Source organism: Bradyrhizobium sp. FW305-F6 (assembly GCF_058782905.1).
In genome coordinates this window covers 1,527,159-1,546,172 of record NZ_JBYSYD010000002.1, presented here as the reverse complement: position 1 = coordinate 1,546,172, position 19,014 = coordinate 1,527,159, and the positions used below count along the sequence as shown (strand labels likewise).

Annotated in this window: 23 protein-coding genes; 17 read left to right on the top strand and 6 right to left on the bottom strand. The window is 65.2% G+C overall.

Annotated elements, in window-relative coordinates:
• The first annotated feature begins 97 nt into the window (after window positions 1–97).
• The 4 genes from phnC (at window position 98) to phnE (AC3WLX_RS18635) (ending at window position 3,702) form a co-directional block, all read left to right on the top strand.
• Window positions 98–913, top strand: a complete 816-nt coding sequence (gene phnC / locus AC3WLX_RS18650; protein WP_492337040.1) for a phosphonate ABC transporter ATP-binding protein — start codon at window positions 98–100, stop codon at window positions 911–913.
• Between the two features lie 74 nt (window positions 914–987).
• Window positions 988–1,896, top strand: coding sequence for a phosphonate ABC transporter substrate-binding protein (phnD, locus tag AC3WLX_RS18645; RefSeq protein ID WP_492337039.1), 909 nt, complete (start codon window positions 988–990; stop codon window positions 1,894–1,896).
• 67 nt (window positions 1,897–1,963) lie between these two features.
• Window positions 1,964–2,851: a phosphonate ABC transporter, permease protein PhnE gene (phnE, locus tag AC3WLX_RS18640; protein ID WP_291624520.1), complete on the top strand. Its 888-nt coding sequence runs from the start codon at window positions 1,964–1,966 to the stop codon at window positions 2,849–2,851.
• A complete protein-coding gene (gene phnE / locus AC3WLX_RS18635; protein ID WP_492337038.1) occupies window positions 2,848–3,702 on the top strand; it encodes a phosphonate ABC transporter, permease protein PhnE in 855 nt (284 codons plus the stop codon). Before phnE (AC3WLX_RS18640) ends, phnE (AC3WLX_RS18635) begins: the two co-directional genes overlap by 4 nt.
• Before the next feature lie 70 nt (window positions 3,703–3,772).
• Here phnE (AC3WLX_RS18635) and phnF read toward each other — a convergent pair whose 3' ends face one another.
• Window positions 3,773–4,501 carry a phosphonate metabolism transcriptional regulator PhnF gene (gene phnF, locus AC3WLX_RS18630; protein WP_492337037.1) on the bottom strand — a complete coding sequence of 243 codons (729 nt, stop codon included), beginning with the start codon at window positions 4,499–4,501 and terminating at the stop codon, window positions 3,773–3,775.
• Between the two features lie 107 nt (window positions 4,502–4,608).
• On the opposite strand from phnF, the gene phnG reads away from it, so the two are divergent.
• The 9 genes from phnG to AC3WLX_RS18585 are packed head-to-tail and all read left to right on the top strand — an operon-like array spanning window position 4,609 to window position 11,608.
• Entirely contained in the window at window positions 4,609–5,085 is a 477-nt protein-coding gene (gene phnG, locus AC3WLX_RS18625) for a phosphonate C-P lyase system protein PhnG (RefSeq protein ID WP_291624525.1), read from the top strand.
• A gap of 4 nt (window positions 5,086–5,089) precedes the next feature.
• Window positions 5,090–5,698 carry a phosphonate C-P lyase system protein PhnH gene (phnH, locus tag AC3WLX_RS18620; protein WP_291624517.1) on the top strand — a complete coding sequence of 203 codons (609 nt, stop codon included), beginning with the start codon at window positions 5,090–5,092 and terminating at the stop codon, window positions 5,696–5,698.
• A 4-nt stretch (window positions 5,699–5,702) separates the two neighbouring features.
• Window positions 5,703–6,806: a carbon-phosphorus lyase complex subunit gene (locus AC3WLX_RS18615; protein WP_492337036.1), complete on the top strand. Its 1,104-nt coding sequence runs from the start codon at window positions 5,703–5,705 to the stop codon at window positions 6,804–6,806.
• Window positions 6,803–7,699, top strand: a complete 897-nt coding sequence (locus AC3WLX_RS18610) for an alpha-D-ribose 1-methylphosphonate 5-phosphate C-P-lyase PhnJ (protein WP_492337035.1) — start codon at window positions 6,803–6,805, stop codon at window positions 7,697–7,699. The genes AC3WLX_RS18615 and AC3WLX_RS18610 overlap by 4 nt, the downstream gene beginning before the upstream one ends.
• A complete protein-coding gene (gene phnK, locus AC3WLX_RS18605; protein ID WP_492337034.1) occupies window positions 7,692–8,489 on the top strand; it encodes a phosphonate C-P lyase system protein PhnK in 798 nt (265 codons plus the stop codon). The genes AC3WLX_RS18610 and phnK overlap by 8 nt, the downstream gene beginning before the upstream one ends.
• A gap of 22 nt (window positions 8,490–8,511) precedes the next feature.
• Window positions 8,512–9,210 carry a phosphonate C-P lyase system protein PhnL gene (phnL, locus tag AC3WLX_RS18600; protein WP_492337033.1) on the top strand — a complete coding sequence of 233 codons (699 nt, stop codon included), beginning with the start codon at window positions 8,512–8,514 and terminating at the stop codon, window positions 9,208–9,210.
• An 11-nt stretch (window positions 9,211–9,221) separates the two neighbouring features.
• Window positions 9,222–10,379, top strand: a complete 1,158-nt coding sequence (locus tag AC3WLX_RS18595) for an alpha-D-ribose 1-methylphosphonate 5-triphosphate diphosphatase (RefSeq protein WP_492337032.1) — start codon at window positions 9,222–9,224, stop codon at window positions 10,377–10,379.
• Complete coding sequence (gene phnN, locus AC3WLX_RS18590) at window positions 10,376–10,972, top strand: phosphonate metabolism protein/1,5-bisphosphokinase (PRPP-forming) PhnN (protein WP_492337031.1); 597 nt, start codon at window positions 10,376–10,378, stop codon at window positions 10,970–10,972. Before AC3WLX_RS18595 ends, phnN begins: the two co-directional genes overlap by 4 nt.
• A gap of 24 nt (window positions 10,973–10,996) precedes the next feature.
• A complete protein-coding gene (locus AC3WLX_RS18585) occupies window positions 10,997–11,608 on the top strand; it encodes a pyridoxamine 5'-phosphate oxidase family protein (protein ID WP_492337030.1) in 612 nt (203 codons plus the stop codon).
• A gap of 167 nt (window positions 11,609–11,775) precedes the next feature.
• On the opposite strand, the gene AC3WLX_RS18580 is transcribed toward AC3WLX_RS18585, so the two are convergent.
• Together AC3WLX_RS18580 and AC3WLX_RS18575 are read right to left on the bottom strand one after the other, a co-directional pair.
• Window positions 11,776–12,507, bottom strand: a complete 732-nt coding sequence (locus tag AC3WLX_RS18580) for an SDR family NAD(P)-dependent oxidoreductase (RefSeq protein ID WP_492337029.1) — start codon at window positions 12,505–12,507, stop codon at window positions 11,776–11,778.
• Between the two features lie 71 nt (window positions 12,508–12,578).
• Window positions 12,579–12,899, bottom strand: coding sequence for a hypothetical protein (locus AC3WLX_RS18575; protein WP_492337028.1), 321 nt, complete (start codon window positions 12,897–12,899; stop codon window positions 12,579–12,581).
• Here AC3WLX_RS18575 and AC3WLX_RS18570 point away from each other — a divergent pair.
• Entirely contained in the window at window positions 12,898–13,092 is a 195-nt protein-coding gene (locus AC3WLX_RS18570) for a hypothetical protein (RefSeq protein ID WP_291629328.1), read from the top strand. The two genes, AC3WLX_RS18575 and AC3WLX_RS18570, sit on opposite strands and share 2 nt — an antisense overlap.
• Window positions 13,093–13,120: 28 nt before the next feature.
• The gene (locus tag AC3WLX_RS18565; RefSeq protein WP_492337027.1) at window positions 13,121–14,074 is read left to right on the top strand and encodes an aliphatic sulfonate ABC transporter substrate-binding protein; all 954 of its coding nucleotides are present in this window, start codon (window positions 13,121–13,123) and stop codon (window positions 14,072–14,074) included.
• 48 nt (window positions 14,075–14,122) lie between these two features.
• On the opposite strand, the gene AC3WLX_RS18560 is transcribed toward AC3WLX_RS18565, so the two are convergent.
• The 3 genes from AC3WLX_RS18560 to AC3WLX_RS18550 form a co-directional block, all read right to left on the bottom strand.
• A complete protein-coding gene (locus AC3WLX_RS18560; RefSeq protein ID WP_492337026.1) occupies window positions 14,123–14,905 on the bottom strand; it encodes an alpha/beta fold hydrolase in 783 nt (260 codons plus the stop codon).
• 4 nt (window positions 14,906–14,909) lie between these two features.
• Window positions 14,910–16,205: an O-acetylhomoserine aminocarboxypropyltransferase gene (locus AC3WLX_RS18555; RefSeq protein ID WP_492337025.1), complete on the bottom strand. Its 1,296-nt coding sequence runs from the start codon at window positions 16,203–16,205 to the stop codon at window positions 14,910–14,912.
• Between the two features lie 280 nt (window positions 16,206–16,485).
• Complete coding sequence (locus AC3WLX_RS18550) at window positions 16,486–17,286, bottom strand: IclR family transcriptional regulator (protein ID WP_492337024.1); 801 nt, start codon at window positions 17,284–17,286, stop codon at window positions 16,486–16,488.
• Between the two features lie 128 nt (window positions 17,287–17,414).
• On the opposite strand from AC3WLX_RS18550, the gene AC3WLX_RS18545 reads away from it, so the two are divergent.
• On the top strand, window positions 17,415–18,380 hold the full coding sequence (locus AC3WLX_RS18545) for a Bug family tripartite tricarboxylate transporter substrate binding protein (RefSeq protein WP_291623044.1): 966 nt from the start codon (window positions 17,415–17,417) through the stop codon (window positions 18,378–18,380).
• Between the two features lie 3 nt (window positions 18,381–18,383).
• Entirely contained in the window at window positions 18,384–19,001 is a 618-nt protein-coding gene (locus tag AC3WLX_RS18540; RefSeq protein WP_291623046.1) for a flavin reductase family protein, read from the top strand.
• The last annotated feature ends 13 nt before the right edge of the window (window positions 19,002–19,014 follow it).

Below are 19,014 nucleotides of genomic sequence, written 5' to 3'. Positions count from 1 at the left end.
GGACGAGGCGTGCAGGTTTGCGGCAGCGCAACGTCGCTGTCACACAAGTGTCAAGCATGGGGGTTAGCGGTTGGCTCCTGCCAATCTGGAGCCCTGCATGCTGGTGGTGGATGGTCTGACGTGTCGTTTCGGCGCAAAAGCCGCCGTGGACGACGCCTCCTTTCAAGTTTCCCCCGGCGGCTTCGTCGGTGTGATCGGGCGATCCGGTGCCGGCAAGTCGACGCTGCTGCGGTCCATCAACCGGCTGGTGACGCCGAGCGGAGGGCGCATCCTGTTCGACGGCACCGACGTCACCGCGCTGCGCGGCAAGGAGCTGCGGCAGTGGCGGGCGCGCTCGGCGATGATCTTCCAGCAATTCAACCTGGTCGGCCGGCTCGATGTGCTCACCAACGTCCTGATGGGAAGGCTGTCGATGGTGCCGACATGGCGGTCGCTGCTGCAGCTTTGGCCCGAAGAAGACAAGGCCATCGCAATGTCGGCGCTCGAGCAGTTCGACATGGCTGCCATCGCGGCCCAGCGCGCCGACCAGCTCTCAGGCGGTCAGCAGCAGCGCGTGGCGATCGCGCGGGCGTTGGTTCAGCAGCCCGACATTATCCTTGCCGACGAGCCGATCGCCTCGCTCGATCCCCGCAACACCAAGATCGTGATGGATGCGCTTCTGCGCATCAACAAGCACTTCGGTATCACGGTGCTCTGCAACCTGCATTCGCTCGATCTGGCCCGCAGCTATTGCGATCGCCTGATCGGGATGGCCGCGGGGCGGGTCGTGTTCGACGGCGCGCCGGCGGCCTTGACCGATCATATCGCGCGCGAGCTGTACGATCTCGAGGCGAATGAAGTCATGGATGTTGCGCCCGGGAATGGATCGGTCGGAGCGGCAGTTCCTGCCCTCGGCACGGTTGCCGCGGCCTGATCGCTGCTTCTTTGAATTTGATCCTAGCGTAGAGCCGGAACTCGACAGTTCATAACCTTGAAATGGGAGACGTCATGATAGACCGTCGTACGATCGTTGCCGCTGCGGCGGCCTTGGCATTCTCAGTTTCCGCCGCTGCGGCTCAAGACTGGAAGGCAAAATATCCTGAGTTGATCTTCGCAAAAGTCCCCGACGAGAATGCTTCCGGCACCACCAACCGCTGGACGCCTCTGACGGAGTACCTGTCCCGCGAGCTCGGAACCAAGGTCACGCTGCGGATTGCCAACGACTACGCCGCGGTGATCGAAGGTCAGCGTGCAGGAAACATTCACATCGCGATGTACGGCCCGGCATCCTACGCGCGTGCCTACATCATTGGCGCGAAGGTCGAACCTTTCGCGATCGAGGTGAACGGCGACGGCACCAAAGGCTATTACTCGGTTCTCTATGTCAAAAGCGATTCGAGCTACAAGGACATCAAGGACCTGCAAGGCAAGAACCTCTGCCTCGTCGATCCTAATTCGACTTCTGGCAACAACGTGCCGCGTTTCGCGATGAACAAGATGGGCATCGACCCGGAAAAGTTCTTCGCCAAGGTGGTCTACTCGGGGAGCCATGAAAACGCGGTGATCGGGCTCTCCCAGGGCACCTGCGAAGCGGCGTTCAACTGGTGGAACGACGAGAAGGAATCGAACCTGCTCCGGATGGAACGGAAGGGCATGGCCAAGGCCGCGGATTTCAAGATCATCATGAAGTCCGAGCAGATTGTGAACTCGCCGATGGCTTATCTCAGCAGCCTGCCTGACGACCTCAAGGCGGCGATCAAGAAAGCCGTGCTGGAAATTTCGGTGAAGGACAAGGCCGCTTTCGACAAGATCTACGAGGGGAAGCAGTTGCCCTATGTCGAGGTCGACCACAAGGCGTATGAGGCCGTGATCGAATTGACCAAGTTTGTCGACAGCATTCGCAAGCAGAAATCCTGAGGGAAACGAAGTGTTGGACAAGGCGGGCAGATCGCAAGATCTGCCCGTCGCCTCTTCCGAACATCCCATGCGAACAGCAGTTCCCGAATTTCCAGAAGCCAGGCTGCGTGAGCTTGCCGATCGTTATGCGGCTGCAATTGCCGCCAAGCGCCGGCGCGTGTGGCTCGGTGCCGCCGTCCTGATCGCCGTTGCCATTGCAGCGGGCTGGATGGGCGAGGTCAGTCTCGGAAATTTCGTCGAGAACTTCTGGCGCTTCCCGGCCTATTTCATCAGCATCGCACCCAAATTTTCGTTCGCGACCGCATGGAGCGATTTGGCGGACTGGCTCTGGGGATTGCGGCGCTGGGCACGGCTTCTCGGGGATACGTTGCTGATCGCCTATATGGGCACCCTCTCGGGTGCGCTGTGCGGCTTCGCACTTTGCTTCCTCGCCTCGGCCAATCTCGTGAAATCAGGAACGACTGTTTTCGTCACCCGGCGCGTTCTGGAATTTTTCAGGACCGTGCCGGAGATCGTGTTTGCCCTGATCTTCGTGCTGGCCTTTGGTCTCGGGCCGCTGCCGGGTGTTCTGGCGATTGCAATCCATACCGCTGGAGCGTTGGGCAAGCAATTCGCCGAGGTTGTCGAGAATATCGACAGCAAGCCGGTCGAAGGGGTGGCGGCAAGCGGGGGCAGCTGGGTTCAGGTCGTTCGGTTCGGCGCGTTGCCTCAGGTCCTCTCGAACTTCGTGAGCTATGCCTTGCTCAGGTTCGAGATCAACGTGCGCGGCGCTGCCGTGATGGGCTTCGTCGGCGCCGGCGGGATCGGCCAGGATCTGATCGAGGCGGTCCGCAAGTTCTACTACACCGACGTCAGTGCCATCCTGCTGCTCATCGTCCTTACCGTCATGCTGATCGACTTCCTGACGGAACAGTTGCGACACCGCCTGCTGGGGCTGGAGGGAAGCACCCGATGAGCTCCTTCAGTTTTGAAAACCGGGCCGGCATTGCCGAACGGTATCCCGACGTCTTCCGGACCGATTGGTGGCAGCGGGGAAGGATCGCAATACTGGTCGGCGGTGCGGTCGGGCTGTTCCTGCTCGGGATCGTCCAGCTCGATATTCCCTTTAACCGGCTCTCCCAAGGCATGGTCAGGCTGGGCGAATTCGTCCAGCTCATGTTGCCGCCCAACCCCGGTTCTTGGGCGGAGGTCCTGAAATATCTGCATGCGCTCGGAGAGACGGTGTCGATCGCATTTCTCGGCACGCTGGGCGGCGCGCTGCTTGCGCTGCCGGTATCCCTGCTGGCGGCGCGCAACGTGGTAGCAAACCGGATCATCCACGTCTTGACGCGCCGTGGTCTCGATACCATTCGTGGAGTCGATACCCTGATCTGGGCCCTGATCTGGGTCGGCGTTGTGGGGCTGGGGCCGTTTGCCGGCATCCTGGCCGTGATCTGCAGCGATTTCGGAACGTTCGGCAAGCTGTTCTCGGAAGCGATCGAGGTCGCCGACAAGAACCCCGCGGAAGGCGTTCGATCATCGGGCGGCAACCATCTCCACAGCGTCCGGTTCGGATTGCTGCCGCAGGTATTCCCGGTCTTGCTGAGCCAGGTGCTCTACTATTTCGAGTCGAATACGCGATCGGCCACCATCATCGGCATCGTCGGCGCCGGCGGCATCGGCCTCCAGCTCGCCGAACAGATCCGGGTGCTGGAATGGCAGAAGGTCTCGTTTCTGATCCTGCTGATCCTGATAACGGTATCGTCGATCGACTGGATTTCCGGCAAGCTGCGCTTCGCGATCATCGGGCGAAGGGCGGTGGCCTGATCGTAGGTCTCGTAGGGTTGGCAAAGCGCAGCGTGCCCACCCTACGGCTCCGGTTTCTTGGAGAGGGTCCCTATGATTCCACCAGAAACTCCACCCGCTCCGCCGCGAACCGCGAATGCTTGGTCACCAGCGGCTTGCCGTCGAGATCCAGATCGGTGGCGTCGACCACCAGGATCGGCCGGCCCAGTGGCAGGTCCAGCCGCGCCGCGTCGGTCGCGTCGACGATGCCGGCGGTGATCCGGGTCGCGCCGCGGCGGTAGTCGCGCACGCCATAATGCTCGAGCAGCTTGGTCATGGAGCGCGTCGCGGCGAACACGGCGCCGGCGTCCGGAAACCGCTCCGCCGACAGCCAGGTGGTGGAGACGCAGATCGGCGTGCGATCGGCGAGGCGGATCGCCTCGATCCGCACCAGGGGCGCGCCGGTCTTCAGTCCCAGCTCCCGCGCGAGCTCGCGCGTCGCGACGTCCTCGGTCGCCTCGATCAGCCGGCCATGCGGCTCGCGGCCCTCGGCGCCGACGATCTCGGAAAAGCGTGTGCGCGAGCGCAAGGGATAGGCGAGCTTTTGCGCCTCGACATAGGTTCCGCTGCCGCGTTCGGCCCGCACCAGGCCGCGCTCTGCAAGGGCTGCCAGTGCGCGCCGCACGGTGTGCCGGTTGACGCGATAGGTTTCGGCGATCTCCATCTCGCCAGGCAGCTTGTCACCGGCCGCAAAGCGGCCGTCCGCGATGCCGCGCTCGATGCCGTCGGCAACGAGGCGCCATAGCGCCACGCCGGACGATGCAGTGTCTTGCATGCTCATATCGCCGGTCAGCCTAGCCCAGAAATCACGGATTTGTCACGAAACAGTCATGGCGTGCTCGTATGAAGTTGTCTATTATCATAGACAACTTCGGTGCGGCAAGTTCGGTGAATCAGGTGGCTCAGCACAATAACCAGAAAGCCCAGCGCAAGGCCGCGATGGCCGTGCTGGCGCACGCGGAGGCGGGCGAGATCGCTGCCCGCCTCCGCGACTTGGCCTTGGACCTGCCCTTGCCGGAGCATCAGGATCTGCGTCAGCCCGAGAACGGCCTCGTCATGCTGCGCGGCCGGGTCGGCGGCGACGGCGCGCCGTTCAATCTCGGTGAGGCCACGGTGTCGCGCGCGGCGGTGCGGCTTGCCAGCGGCGAGGTCGGCTTCGGCTACACGCTCGGGCGGGACGGCGAGAAGGCGCGGCTGATCGCGCTGTGCGACGCGCTGGTGCAGTCCGGCGATTTCAGCGCCGCCGTCGAGCGCGGCGTTATCGCGCCGTTGCGCGAGCAGCTTATGATTCGCCGTGAACGGGCGGCGGCGGAAACCGCCGCGACGAAGGTTGATTTCTACACCATGGTGCGCGGTGAGGGGTGAGATCATGACCACGATTGCGGAACTGCCGCCGGGTTTCGCCGACAAGGTGTTGTCGGCGCAATCGACCTTTCGCTCGGTCATGGACGCGATGGCGCGGCCGGGCTCGGTCCAGCGCATCGTGCCGATGCCGGGTACGCCTGATACGATGATGCGGGGCACCGCCGCGATCGCGCTGACGCTGTTCGACCACGACACGCCAATCTGGCTCGACGCGCGGATGGCGGAGAGCGCGGACGTGACGAAGTGGCTCAAGTTCCACACTGGCGCGCCGGTCGTGCAGGATTCGTCGATCGCTTCATTCGCGCTCATTGGCGACGGTGGTGCGCTGCCTGCGCTCGATCGCTTCGCGCTCGGCACCAGCGAATATCCGGACCGCTCGACAACGCTGATCATTCAGGTCGACAGCCTCGCCTCCGGCCGGAGCTTCGAGCTGCGCGGCCCCGGCATCGACGGTGTCGCGGCGCTGCTGGCGTCGTTCAAGCCGTTCGACCTGTTCGAGCGCCTGCATGTCAACGAGGCGCTGTTTCCGCGCGGCATCGACGTGGTCCTGGTCGCCGATGACGCCGTGGTCGCGATCCCGCGCACCACGCGCATCGTGAGCAAGGGAAGCTGAAAGCATGTATGTCGCAGTCAAGGGCGGCGAACGCGCCATCGACAACGCCCATCGCCTGCTCGCGCATAAGCGGCGTGGCGACCGCAGCGTTCCGGAGGTCACGCTCGACCAGATCTCGGAGCAGCTCGGCCTCGCCGTCGACCGCGTCATGAGCGAAGGCTCGCTCTACGATCGCGAGCTCGCGGCGCTTGCGATCAAGCAGGCCCGCGGTGACCTGATCGAGGCGATCTTACTGGTTCGCGCCTTCCGCGCCACGCTGCCGCGTTTCGGCGCCAGCGAGCCGGTCGACACCGGCGCGATGCGCGTGGAGCGGCGGGTGTCCTCCACCTTCAAGGACATTCCCGGCGGTCAGATCCTCGGGCCTACCTTCGATTATACCCATCGCCTGCTCGACCCCGCGCTCGCGGAAGGCTTCGTTCCCGACGCGCCGGCGACGGCTGAAGCGCCCACCGCGCCAACGCCGCGCGTGACCGACATTCTCGGGCGCGACGGGCTGATCGAATCCTCGCCGCAGGCGGAGGACGGCGCCGGCATTGGCGATCTCACCCGCGAGCCGCTGAACTTCCCCGCCGAGCGCGACCTGCGCCTACAAAATCTCGCGCGCGGCGACGAGGGCTTTCTGCTCGCGATGGGCTATTCCACCCAGCGCGGCTATGGCCGCAACCATCCCTTCGCCGGCGAGATCCGCTTCGGCGAGGTGGAGGTCGAGTTCTTCGCGGAGGACGCAGGCTTCGCCGTGCCGCTCGGCGCCATCGAGCTCACCGAGTGCCAGATGGTCAACCAGTTCAAGGGCTCCGCCACCGAGGCGCCGTGCTTCACGCGCGGCTATGGACTCGCCTTCGGCCAGAGCGAGCGCAAGACCATGTCGATGGCGCTGGTCGATCGCGCATTGCGAGCCCGCGAGCTCGGCGAGGAGGCGCTGGCTCCCGCGCAGGACGAGGAGTTCGTGATGTCGCATTCCGACAACGTCCAGGCGACCGGTTTCGTCGAGCACTTGAAGCTGCCGCACTATGTCGACTTCCAGTCCGAGCTCGGCCTGCTCCGCAAGCTGCGACAGGAGTTTGCGGATGCCAATGCGCCCGACGCCATGAAGGAAGCCGCGGAATGAACGCGCCAACCTACAATTTTGCCTATCTCGACGAGCAGACCAAGCGGATGATCCGCCGCGCGATCCTGAAAGCGATCGCGATCCCCGGCTATCAGGTGCCGTTCGCCAGCCGCGAGATGCCGATGCCCTATGGCTGGGGCACCGGCGGCGTGCAGGTCACGGCCGCGATCCTCGGTCCCGCCGACGTGCTCAAGGTAATCGACCAGGGCTCCGACGACACCACCAACGCGATCTCGATCCGCAAGTTCTTCGCGAAAACCGCCGGCGTCGCGACGACGACGGCGACGGACGAGGCAACCGTGATCCAGACCCGGCACCGGATCCCGGAGACGGCGCTGAACGAGAGCCAGGTGCTGGTCTATCAGGTGCCGATCCCGGAGCCGCTGCGCTTCCTCGAGCCGCGCGAGACCGAGACGCGGCGCATGCACGCGCTCGCCGAATACGGCCTGATGCATGTGAAGCTCTACGAGGACATCGCCCGCTTCGGCCACATCGCGACCGCCTATGCCTATCCGGTGAAAGTCAACGCGCGCTATGTGATGGATCCGTCGCCGACGCCGAAATTCGACAATCCCAAAATGGACAATTGTCCCGCGCTGCAATTGTTCGGCGCAGGCCGCGAAAAGCGCATCTATGCGATCCCGCCATACACGCAGGTGGTATCGCTCGATTTCGAGGACCATCCGTTCGAGCCGTACCGCTCCAACGCCCCTTGCGCGTTGTGCGGGACGGAAAATTCCTATCTCGACGAGATCGTCACCGACGACAAGGGCAGCCGCATGTTCGTCTGCTCCGACACCGATTACTGCGAGGGCCGGCAAGCCGCCGGCCATCACGGCAGCCAGAGCGCCGCGCCGTACAAGGAGAAGGCGCAGGAGGGCGCGAATGGCTGAGCAGAATCCGGTTGAGAACGACGAGCCGCTGTTGATCGCAAATTCGCTCAGCAAGTCCTTCGGCCGCATCCATGCTTGCCGCGACGTGTCCTTCGAGCTCTATCCCGGAGAGGTGCTCGCGATCGTCGGGGAGTCGGGCTCGGGCAAGTCGACGCTCCTGCAGATGTTGTCGGGCCAGCTCGCACCGAGCGCAGGTCGTGTGTCCTATCGGATGCGCGATGGCGTCACCCGCGATCTCACGACGCTCGGTGAAGCCGAGCGGCGCTTCTTGTTTCGCACCGATTGGGGTTTCGTGCATCAGGACCCCGCGCAGGGCCTGCGCATGGCGGTCTCGGCCGGGGCCAATGTCGGCGAGCGGCTGATGGCGGTGGGCTGGAATCACTACGGCCGCATCCGCGACACCGCCTCCGACTGGCTCACCCGCGTCGAGATCGATGTCGCGCGCATCGACGATGCGCCGCGCACCTATTCCGGCGGCATGCGTCAGCGCCTTCAGATCGCCCGCAACCTGGTCACCGAGCCGCGTCTGGTGTTCATGGACGAGCCGACCGGCGGCCTCGACGTGTCGGTGCAGGCGCGCCTGCTCGATCTCCTGCGCAGCCTGGTCGCCGAGCTGCATCTCGCCGTCGTCATCGTCACCCACGATCTCGCGGTCGCACGCCTGTTGTCGCACCGGGTAATGGTCATGAAGGGCGGCCGTGTCATCGAGACCGGTCTCACCGACCAGGTGCTCGACGACCCGCGCGAGCCCTACACGCAACTCCTCGTCTCCTCGATTCTGCCGCCATGAACCTTTCAAGATGAGCTTTTCGATGACCGCCATGATCGACGTCGCCGACGCCAAGAAGACCTTTACGATGCACCTACAGGGCGGCATCGAGCTGCCGGTCGTGTGCGGCGTGACCTTCCAGGTCAATCCGGGCGAGTGTGTCGTGCTATCGGGACCCTCGGGCGCCGGCAAATCGTCGATCCTGAAGATGATCTTCGGCAATTACCGCTGCGACAGCGGCCGCATCGGCATCCGCCATCGCGGCACGGTGATCGACCTCGCCACCGCCGAGCCGCGCGAAGTGCTCAACGTGCGGCGTGCTACGATCGGCTATGTCAGCCAGTTCCTGCGGGCGGTGCCGCGCGTTGCCACCATCGACGTCGTCGCCGAGCCGCTGATCGTCAACGGCATGAGCCGGGCCGACGCGCAGGCCCGCGCCGGCGAGCTGCTGCGCTGTCTCAACATTCCCGAGCGTCTCTGGCAGCTTCCGCCCGCGACGTTCTCGGGCGGCGAGCAGCAGCGCGTGAACATCGCGCGTGGCTTCATCTCGGAGCTGCCGATCCTGCTGCTGGACGAGCCGACCGCCTCGCTGGATGCCGCCAATCGCGCCGTGGTGGTCGAGCTGGTCGCCGAGAAAAAGCGCCAGGGCGTCGCCATGGTCGCCATTGTCCATGACGACGAAATCCGGCATCTGATTGCCGACCGCGTCGTCGACGTCACCAGCTTTGCCGCCGCGGCCTGAAGGACAAGGAAATGAATGCCAAGCCGAAAGAAGCCGTGATCGCCAACGCCAGGATCGTGCTGGCCGACCGGGTGATCGAGCAGGGCTGGCTCGCTGTTGCCGAAGGCCGCATTGCCGAGTTCGGCGAAGGCAGGGCACCTGCCGGCGCGGAGGACGCCGGCGGCGATCTGATCATGCCGGGCCTGATCGAGCTCCACACCGACCATCTCGAAGCGCATTACGTGCCGCGCCCGAAGGTGTTCTGGAATCCTGTCGCCGCCGTCATCTCCTATGACGGCCAGCTTGCGACCTCGGGCATCACCACGGTGTTCGATTCGCTCCGGGTCTGGCGCGAGGACGGCGCCGAGGAGGTCGACGGCCGCGCCGGCGTTCTCGCCGCCGCGATCACCACGGCGCGCGAGGCCAGCCTGCTGCGCGCCGATCACTTCCTGCACCTGCGCTGCGAAATCCCGATGCCGAGCGTGGTCGAGGAGGCCAAGGAGCTGATCGACCGCCCCGACGTCAAGCTGATGTCGCTGATGGACCACACGCCGGGCCAGCGCCAGTTCCGCGACGAAGTGAAGCTGCGCGACTATTATCGCGGCAAGGGCGGCGGCAAGACCGATGCCGAACTCGACGAGCTGTTCGCAAGACGGTTCGAGTATCAGAAGAAATATGCGGCGGCCAACATGCGCGAGATTGTGGCTCTGGCGCATCTGTACAACATCCCGCTGGCCAGCCACGACGACACCACGGAGGAGAACGTCGCGGACGCCGTGCGCGACCGTGTCTCGGTGGCGGAATTCCCCACCACGCTGGAAGCCGCGCGCAGCCTGCACCAGGCCGGCATCGACATCCTCATGGGCGCGCCGAACGTGGTGCGCGGCGGCTCGCATTCCGGCAACATCGCCGCGGTCGATCTTGCGCACGAAGGCCTGCTCGACATCCTGTCGTCGGACTACATCCCGTCCAGCCTCTTGATGGCCGCGCTGCAATTGCCCGAGCATGTGCCCGCGATCAGCCTTCCGGCCGCGGTTCGCACCGTGACCAAGGCCCCCGCCGAGGCCGTCGGCCTCACCGACCGCGGCGAGATCGCGACAGGCAAGCGCGCCGACCTGATCCGCGTGCATGTCGCCGGCCACGTTCCCGTCGTGCGCAGCGTGTGGCGCGAAGGACACCGCGTCGCATGAGCGAGATGGCCACCACGGCGCGGGAAGAGGCGGTTGCGATCGGCCCCGGCCGGCTCGTGCTCGTGGTCGGTCCCAGCGGCGCCGGCAAGGACACGCTGCTGCGTCTGGCGCAAACGGCCTGCATCGACGATCCCGACATCGTCTTCCCCCGCCGCATCGTGACCCGCGCGTCGTCAGCCGATGAAGACAATATCGCGGTGAACGAGGACGAATTCCGCCGCGCGCGCGATCACGGCGATTTCGCCGTACACTGGGAGGCGCATGGACACGCCTATGCGCTGCCGACCGAGATAAACGACGACATTCGCGCGGGTCGCGCGGTCGTCGTCAACGTTTCACGCACCGTGATCGCCGCCTTGCGCCGGGCCTATGCCAATGTCGTGGTGGTCGCGATCACGGCACCGCCGGACGTGCTGGCGCAGCGGCTTGCCGCGCGCGCCCGGCATAGCGACGGCAATATCACCGATCGCCTTGCGCGCAGTGTCGACGACGCTTCGGCCAATGCCGACGTCACCATCCTCAATGCGGGCAGTGCGGACTATCACGGCCGCCAGCTGGTGCGCGTGATCAGGAATGAAGGCTGGCACGACTAGCAGCCGTACCACAAGGAGAGCGGAATGACGGTGATCGAGACGGTCGAACAGCTGGAAGCCATCTATGGCGCCACCAATGACGCCTCGACCGTGAAAGTCGCCGACCATGTCACCCCGCTCTATCGCATCTTCATCGAGAAGGCGCCGTTCGCCGCGCTCGCCACCATCGGGCCGGAAGGCATCGATTGCTCGCCGCGCGGCGACCTGCCCGGCTTCGTCCGCATTCACGATCCCAAGACGCTGATGCTGCCGGACCGCCGCGGCAACAACCGGGTGGATTCCCTGCGCAACATCGTGCGCGACCCCCGTGTGTCGCTGATGTTCCTGATCCCCGGTTCGGGCAATGCGGTGCGGGCCAATGGTCGCGCGCATCTGTCGGTTGATCCGGCGCTGCTGACCTCGTTCAAGGTCGAAGGCAAGGCCCCGCGCAGCGTCATGGTGATGAACGTCGATGAAATCTACTTCCAATGCGCCCGCGCCATCGTCCGCTCCGACCTTTGGAATCCCGAAAAGCGCGTCGACCCCAGGACGCTGCCGACACCCGGCCAGATCCTCGCCGAGATGAGCGACAACAAGGTCGGCGGCGCAGAATACGATCGCATCTGGCCCGACCGCGCGGCGGCAACGATGTGGTGAACTCCACCCCTCCCCACAAGGGAGAAGATTCGTAGGGTGGGCAAAGGCGCATTTGCGCCCTGCCCACGAGTTCTCACCAGTCACACACAATGGTGGGCACGCTTCGCTTTGCCCACCCTACAGCATTCCCCGAGCTTGGATGAAGGTGCGCCGCGGCGCCACGCGCTCTAATTAAACGACATCCCGCCGCTCAGCGCGATGGTCTGTCCAGTCATGTAGGCGTTGTCGACCAGCAGCATCACGGCCTTCGCCACCTCATCCGCCGTGCCGAAGCGGCCGAGCGGGATGCGGCTGACGAGCGCCGGCTGGCCGCTCATCATGTCGGTCTCGATCAATGACGGCGCCACCGCGTTGACGGTGATGCCCTCTTTCACCAACCGCGCCGCATAACCTCGCGTGAGACCCTCCATGCCGGCCTTTGAGGCATTGTAGTGCGGGCCAATCGAACCCGCCCCGCGCGCGGCGCCGGAGGAGATGTTGACGATGCGGCCCCATGTCCGCACGCGCATCGATGGCAGCACCGCTTGTGTGCACAGGAACGCCGATTTCAGGTTGACGAGGATGGTGCGGTCGAAATCGTCCTCGGTGAGATCGTCGACGCCGCGCGTGATCGCAATGCCGGCATTGTTGACCAGGATATCGATCGGCCCGAGCCCGGCCGTGACGCGCTCCACCATTCCGGCCACAGCTTCGCGCTGCGAGACATCGGCGGCGACCACGATGGCGCGGCCGCCCTGCTTGACGATCTCGCCTGCAAGCTCTTCAGCTTGGCCAATTCTCTCGCGGCAATTGATCGCCACCGCCGCGCCTGCTTCGGCCAGCGCGCGACAGACGGCAGCGCCAATTCCGCGCGATCCGCCGGTGACCAGCGCCGTGCGTCCCTTCAGAACATCCGTCATACCGTCCTCCGTACTTTCTTTTGCGTCTCTCGGGGCAACGGTACCACGCTATGGTTCCCTGCGCGTTGACATCATCGCGAGATGATTTCGTCTGCAGCGGCTCGCACGCGGAGAAGTGCGCGCACGCGACCGGGCCAAATATGGATAGCCATTTCATTGACCGAACAGGCCAATCCCTCGATATTCGAAACATCGAAACTGCATCGTCGAGCCGAGAGCCGCCGCATGACATCCAATGACCAGCGAGTGAGAAGCGACATGCGCAAGCGCATGATGCGTCGCTGCGTCTCGGCCGCGACCGGCGCCTGTTGTTGCTGCTGATTGCCGAGCCAAAAGTCCCGATCGCAATCTCTTGACAGGAGCGCCGACCCGTTCGGCGAACGAGCAGCCATGCCGAAAGCCTACATCATCGAAGTGCACGACCGTACTGCCGGCATCATCGCCAGCGACGAGCGCGGCTTCCGCTTCTTCTCATCCGAGCGCCTGTTCGACAGCCTCGAAGGCCGTCAGTTCCGCTCGGCCCGCGACGCCGAACGCGCCGCACGCGCCGTGTTGGCGGAGCGCCGGCACCTTCTCTCAATCTGAGTACCAGCAGACCGAAAGGACTTCGCAAATGATCACGCGACGACACGTCATCGCCGGCGCTCTGCTGCTGGCAAGTGCAGCGGGTTCACCCGTGCGCGCCGAGGACAAGCCCGCAGAGATTCGCATCGGCACCCAGAAGGGCGGCTTCTTCCCGGCGGTACGCCAGCGCCAGACGCTCGAAAACGCCTTCAAGCCGCTGGGGGTCGAGATCAAGTGGATCGATTTCCAGTTCGGCCCGCCGCTGCTCGAGGCCATCAATGTCGGCAGCGTCGATTTCGGCTTCGTTGGCGATACGCCGCCGATCTTTGCGCAGGCCGGCGGTGCCAAGATCCGCTATGTCGCCGCGGTGAAGTCGGACGGCAACACCCAGGCGATCATCGTGCCGAAGGACTCGCCGATCAAGACGCTGGCCGATCTCAAGGGCAAGCGTGTCGCCTTCGGCAAGGGATCGAGCGCGCACAATCTCCTGGTCGCCTCGCTCGAGAAGGCCGGCCTGTCCTGGTCCGACATTACGCCGGCACCGCTCGCGCCGGCGGACGCGACGGCGGCCTTCGTCAAGGGCTCGGTCGACGCCTGGTCGATCTGGGATCCGTACCTCGCGCTCGCCGAGTTGAAGGAAAACGCCCGCGTCATCGCCTTCGACAAGGATGTGCACAAGCCGAACGCGTTCTACATCGCCGGTTCGGACTTCGTGGACAAGTATCCGTCGCTCGTTGCGAAGCTCAACGCGGCCTTTGCGTCCGAAGGCGTCTGGGCCGACTCGCACCATGAGGAGGTGGCCAAGGCGCAAGCGGCAGCGACCGGCGTCGACATCGAGGCCATCAGGCGCTTCGTCGCCCGCTCCAACTATCGCGTGGTGCCGCTCGACGCCGAGATGGTCAGGAACCAGCAGGCAGTCGCCGATCGCTTCGCAAAGCTCGGCTTGATCCCGAAGCCGGTCAACGTCTCCGACATCGTCTGGAAGTGGACGCCGGGCTCATGAAGCAAACGCGAGGAAGAACGCCGTCGAAGCGGTCTTCCTCCGAATCCCTCAGGCTCTCAACGCCGCCAGCAGCTCGTCCGGCCGCTCGGCCATGATCATGTGGCCGGCCCCTCGCACCACGACAGTCTTTGCATGCGGGATCGCGGCGGCGAGCGCCTTGCCGGCCTTGGCCGGCGTCATCATGTCCCGCTCGCCGAGGATCAGGGTCGTCGGCACCTTCACGCTTGCCGCGGCGGCAAGCGCATTCGTATAGGAGTTGCACGCGGACAGATCCCTGAACAGCACGCCCGGCTCGCACGACTTCAGCACGGCCTGGGCGCCGCCATGCATCCACAGGCCCGGCGCGAGGCTGCCGCCGAGCTCGGCGTTGAAGCCGAGGCCCCAGATCGAGACCATGTCGTTGGCATCCTGCGAATTGGCCTCTGCTGCTTTGAGCAGATCCGGGCCGACCGTCATGGTCGCGGCGGTGCCGATCAGGCTCAGCGCGGAGACCTTGTCGGGATGCCGCGCGGCGGTCTCCAGCGAGATCAGTGAGCCCATGGAGTGGCCGATCAAATGCGCCTTCGCGGCGCCTGCCGCATTGAGCAGTGCCGCCGTCCAGTCGGCCATCTCGGCGATGCTGCCGAGCGAGGGTCCGGCGGAGCGGCCGTGACCGGGCAGGTCGGGCGCCAGGACTGCAAAGCCGTGATGCGCAAACCAGCGCGTGTGCAGCGCCCAGGTCGAATGGTCGAAGCCGGCGCCGTGGATGAAGACGACCGCGGGCAGAGACTTGTCGAAGTCCCGGCCGCCGGTTGCGGCGAGCACTTCAGTGCCGTTGACGGAAAGCTTCATGGCGTCAGACCTTTTGCGAGATGCGCAGGGCCTGCGCGAGATCGTCGATGATGTCGCTTGCCGTCTCGATGCCGACCGATAGCCGCACCAGCTCCTCGCCGATACCCGCGGCCTTGAGCTGCTCCGCGTCCATCTGCTGATGCGTGGTCGAGGCCGGGTGGATCACCAGCGTCTTGGCATCGCCGACATTGGCGAGATGGCTGATCATGCGCAAGCTCTCGATGAACTTGCGGCCCGCAGGCCGCCCGCCCTTGATGCCGAAGGAGACGATCGAGCCGGCGCCGCGCGGCAAGAGCTGCTTGGCGAGCTGATAGTCCGTATGCGTCTCCAGCGAGGGATGCAGCACCCAGTCGACCGCCTTGTTGGATTTCAGCGCCTCCAGCAACAGATGCGTGTTCTGCATGTGACGGTCCATGCGCACGGGCAGCGTCTCGATGCCCTGAAGCAGCTGGAATGCGTTGGTCGGTGACAGGCAAGCCCCGAAATCGCGCAGGCCCTCGGTCCGGGCGCGCATGATGAAGGCGGCCGTGCCGAACTGCTCGTCGAAAACGATGCCGTGATAGCCGCCATAGGGCTCGGTCAGCACGGCGAACTTGCCTGATGAACGCCAGTCGAAACGGCCGCCGTCGACGATGGCGCCGCCGATCGCGATGCCGTGGCCGCCGATCCATTTGGTCGCCGAATGCATCACGATGTCGGCGCCGAGCTCGATCGGACGGCTGAGATAGGGAGTGGCGAAGGTGTTGTCGATCAAGAGCGGGATCTTCGCGTCATGGGCGATCGCCGCGACCTTCGGGATGTCGAGCACCTCCAGCCCGGGATTGCCGATGGTCTCGCCGATCACCAGCCGCGTGTTCGGCCGGATCGCTGCGCGGAACGCGTCGAGGTCGCGCGGCTTGACGAAACTGGTGGTGATGCCGAAGCGCGGCAGGGTATGCGCGAGCAGGTTGATGGTGCCGCCATACAGCGAGCTCGACGCCACGATGTGGTCGCCGGCATTGAGCAGCGTCGCGATGGCAAGATGCAGCGCCGCCATGCCGCTCGCCGTGCAGATCGCACCGACGCCGCCTTCCAGTGCCGCGAGCCGCTCCTCCAGCACGCCCGTGGTGGGGTTGGAGATGCGCGTATAGATGTGGCCGGCGCGCTCCAGGTTGAACAGCGCCGCGGCGTGGTCGGAATCCTGGAACACGTAGGACGTGGTCTGGTAGATCGGCACGGCGCGAGCGCCTGTTGCGGGATCCGGATGCTGGCCGGCATGCAGGCTCAGGGTCTCAAAGGCAGGCGGTTTCGGCGCGGGCATGCGGGGCCTCGTTGGTCCATCGACGATGGCGCGTTGTGCCATAAGATCGCGCATGAAGTCAGCCATTGACAGCGCCGATGACGGTGCGCTCCCTGCCCCGCTTGCGGGGGAGGGTTGGGGAGAGGGTGTCTCCGCGCTGGGATCATCGAGGTGAACAGAGGACGCCCCCGTGCGGCGAGACACCTCCACCCGCCGCGCTCGGGACGATGCTTCGCGTCGCCCGGGGTGCGTCGGCCTCTCCCGCAAGCGGGAGAGGCGAAGAACCGGCGCCGCCCCCGCCTTATCCCCCGATCGCCTGCTCGATATTCCGCGCCTCCCGCAGCAGGATCTCCGCGACCTCCTGCTCGCGCCTCGGTCCGAGCCGCGTCCGCACCGCGGAGACGGTCATCGCTGCGGCCGGCTGCCCGTCGGGGGTCTTGATCCAGGTCGAGATGGATTTGGTGCCCTGCACCAGGCCGATCTCTCTCATGCCGTATCCGAGACGCCGCGCGGCGCTGATCTCGCCCAGCACCGTCGCCACATCGGTCCGGTAGGCCTCGAACCTCTTTTCGTTGGCCGTAACGATCTTTCGCGCCTCCTGCGCCGGCATCGCGGCGAGGATGGCAACGCCGGCGCTGGAGACGCCGAGCGGCCGGCGCGCGCCGACCTCGATCGACAGCACCTGGATCGGATAGATGCCGATCCGGCGATCGACACACAGCGTATCGTTGCCGGTGCGCACCGTCAGGAACAGCGTGTCGCCGATCTCGGCGGACGCGCGCTGCAGCGACGGATTTGCGGCGACCATAAGCCGCGAGGGCCGCGGCCGTGCCAGCGCCAGCTCCGGCACCTGGTTGCCGATGGCGTAGCGGCCGGTCCGCGCGTGCCGCTCGACGATGCCTTCCTCGATCAGCACGTGCACGATGCGATGCACGGTCGGGCGCTTGAGGCCGGTCGTGCGGACCACCTCGGCCAATGGCACACCGTCCTCGCGGCCTGCGGCAAGGATGCGCAACACCGCCAGCGCGCGCCGGATCGCCTGCGCGCCCGGGCGCGGTTCCTCGGCGCCTGGAGTGGATTTCGGTGAACGCCTCTTGTCCATATTATGGACAAGAACGCCACAATTCCCTCGACAGGGCAAGCGCGCATCTGGAGATTGCGGCCCAAACGGAATGCCATGCGAGACGTCGGGCATTCGAACTGAGTTCGTAGCGTCGCCGGGAGGTTAACATGAGATTAATCTGGATTGCCATAGCTGCCGTCACTGCAATGCTGGCCGGCCCCGCATCGGGCCAGGAATGGCCGGCGCGCAACGTCAAGCTGATCGTGCCCTATCCCGCGGGCGGCAATGTCGACAGCGCGGCGCGCATCGTCGCCGACAAGCTGCAGGAAAAGCTCGGCCAGCCCTTCATCATCGAGAACAAGGCCGGCGCCGGCGGCATGATCGCGGGCGAAGCCTTCGCGAAATCGGCCCCCGACGGCTACACGCTGTTCGTCGGCGCCAACGGTCCGGTGCTGTTCGCGACCGAGATCAACAAGCGCGAGGCCTATAATTGGAAGAAGGATTTCCTGCCGATCTCGACCATCTCGATGACGCCGCTGGTGCTCGAGGTGCATCCGTCGGTGCAGGCGACGACCCTCAAGGAATTCCTCGATCTCGCCAAGCGCGAGCCCGGCAAGCTGACCATGGCCTCGCCCGGCCCCGGCACCACCAACCATCTTCTCAGCGAGCTGATGCAGTCCAATCTCGGGCTGCAATGGGTCACCGCGCACTATCGCGGCAATGCGCCCGCGATCAACGATCTGCTCGGCGGCCAGGTGCAGTTCGCCTTCGACCAGCTCACGGTCAGCCTCCAGCACATCAAGGCCGGCCTGTTCCGCGCGCTGGCCGTGACCAGCCCGCACCGGCTGAAGTCGCTGCCTGATGTGCCGACCTTCGCCGAGCTCGGCTACAAGGATTTCGACGGCCAGACCTTCACCGGCCTGTTCGCGCCCGCAGGCACGCCGGCGCCCATTGTCGACAAGCTTAACGAGACGCTGGTCGCGATCCTGAAGGACCCCGCCATTGCCGAGAAGTTCGAGAAGCTCGGCGGCGAGGCCACGCCGATGACACCGGCTGAATTCAGGGCATATCTCGAACGCGAGGACGCCAAGTGGATTCCGGTGGTGCGCAAGGCCAACATCAGGGCGGATTGATCGATGCGGATCGATCCCGCCGAACTCGGTGCCGAGCGCATCTACCGCCTGATGACCGGCATCGTGGTGCCGCGCCCGATCGCGTGGGTCACGAGCCTGTCAGCCAAGGGCGTGCTCAACCTCGCCCCGTTCAGCGCCTTCACCTTCGTCTCGCAGAAGCCGCCGATGCTGGCCATCAGCGTCGGCCGCAAGGGCGCTGATTACAAGGACACCGCGCACAACATCCTCGATACCGAGGAGTACGTGATCCACATCGCCGATACGCCGCTGATGAATGCGGTGCACGACAGCTCTGTCGAGCATCCGCCTGAAATCAGCGAGGTCGAGCATCTCGGGCTCGAAACGCTGCCCTGCGATCTCGTCAAGGTGCGCCGGCTCGCCGCCGCACCCGTCGCGATGGAGTGCCGCTTCCGCCAGTGCCTCGAATTCGGCGACGCCAAGAGCCGGCTCATCGTCGGCGAGGTCGTGATGTTCCATTTGCGCGACGGCCTCGTCAATGACGGCAAGGTCGAGACGAAAGCGCTCGACCCGATCGCGCGCATCGGCGGCCCGCGTTACGCCCGCCTCGGCGAGATCGTGACGCTCAACACCGTCTTCCAGACTCCCAAATCGAAAGACTGAGCGCGCGGGCCTC

Bases quoted from the DNA above. Each gene is read 5' to 3' on its own strand.
- phnC (WP_492337040.1), top strand. From the start codon at position 98: ATGCTGGTGGTGGATGGTCTGACGTGTCGTTTCGGCGCAAAAGCCGCC.
- phnD (WP_492337039.1), top strand. From the start codon at position 988: ATGATAGACCGTCGTACGATCGTTGCCGCTGCGGCGGCCTTGGCATTC.
- phnE (WP_291624520.1), top strand. From the start codon at position 1,964: ATGCGAACAGCAGTTCCCGAATTTCCAGAAGCCAGGCTGCGTGAGCTT.
- phnE (WP_492337038.1), top strand. From the start codon at position 2,848: ATGAGCTCCTTCAGTTTTGAAAACCGGGCCGGCATTGCCGAACGGTAT.
- phnF (WP_492337037.1), bottom strand. From the start codon at position 4,501: ATGAGCATGCAAGACACTGCATCGTCCGGCGTGGCGCTATGGCGCCTC.
- phnH (WP_291624517.1), top strand. From the start codon at position 5,090: ATGACCACGATTGCGGAACTGCCGCCGGGTTTCGCCGACAAGGTGTTG.
- AC3WLX_RS18615 (WP_492337036.1), top strand. From the start codon at position 5,703: ATGTATGTCGCAGTCAAGGGCGGCGAACGCGCCATCGACAACGCCCAT.
- AC3WLX_RS18610 (WP_492337035.1), top strand. From the start codon at position 6,803: ATGAACGCGCCAACCTACAATTTTGCCTATCTCGACGAGCAGACCAAG.
- phnK (WP_492337034.1), top strand. From the start codon at position 7,692: ATGGCTGAGCAGAATCCGGTTGAGAACGACGAGCCGCTGTTGATCGCA.
- phnL (WP_492337033.1), top strand. From the start codon at position 8,512: ATGACCGCCATGATCGACGTCGCCGACGCCAAGAAGACCTTTACGATG.
- AC3WLX_RS18595 (WP_492337032.1), top strand. From the start codon at position 9,222: ATGAATGCCAAGCCGAAAGAAGCCGTGATCGCCAACGCCAGGATCGTG.
- phnN (WP_492337031.1), top strand. From the start codon at position 10,376: ATGAGCGAGATGGCCACCACGGCGCGGGAAGAGGCGGTTGCGATCGGC.
- AC3WLX_RS18585 (WP_492337030.1), top strand. From the start codon at position 10,997: ATGACGGTGATCGAGACGGTCGAACAGCTGGAAGCCATCTATGGCGCC.
- AC3WLX_RS18580 (WP_492337029.1), bottom strand. From the start codon at position 12,507: ATGACGGATGTTCTGAAGGGACGCACGGCGCTGGTCACCGGCGGATCG.
- AC3WLX_RS18570 (WP_291629328.1), top strand. From the start codon at position 12,898: ATGCCGAAAGCCTACATCATCGAAGTGCACGACCGTACTGCCGGCATC.
- AC3WLX_RS18575 (WP_492337028.1), bottom strand. From the start codon at position 12,899: ATGGCTGCTCGTTCGCCGAACGGGTCGGCGCTCCTGTCAAGAGATTGC.
- AC3WLX_RS18565 (WP_492337027.1), top strand. From the start codon at position 13,121: ATGATCACGCGACGACACGTCATCGCCGGCGCTCTGCTGCTGGCAAGT.
- AC3WLX_RS18560 (WP_492337026.1), bottom strand. From the start codon at position 14,905: ATGAAGCTTTCCGTCAACGGCACTGAAGTGCTCGCCGCAACCGGCGGC.
- AC3WLX_RS18555 (WP_492337025.1), bottom strand. From the start codon at position 16,205: ATGCCCGCGCCGAAACCGCCTGCCTTTGAGACCCTGAGCCTGCATGCC.
- AC3WLX_RS18550 (WP_492337024.1), bottom strand. From the start codon at position 17,286: ATGGACAAGAGGCGTTCACCGAAATCCACTCCAGGCGCCGAGGAACCG.
- AC3WLX_RS18545 (WP_291623044.1), top strand. From the start codon at position 17,415: ATGAGATTAATCTGGATTGCCATAGCTGCCGTCACTGCAATGCTGGCC.
- AC3WLX_RS18540 (WP_291623046.1), top strand. From the start codon at position 18,384: ATGCGGATCGATCCCGCCGAACTCGGTGCCGAGCGCATCTACCGCCTG.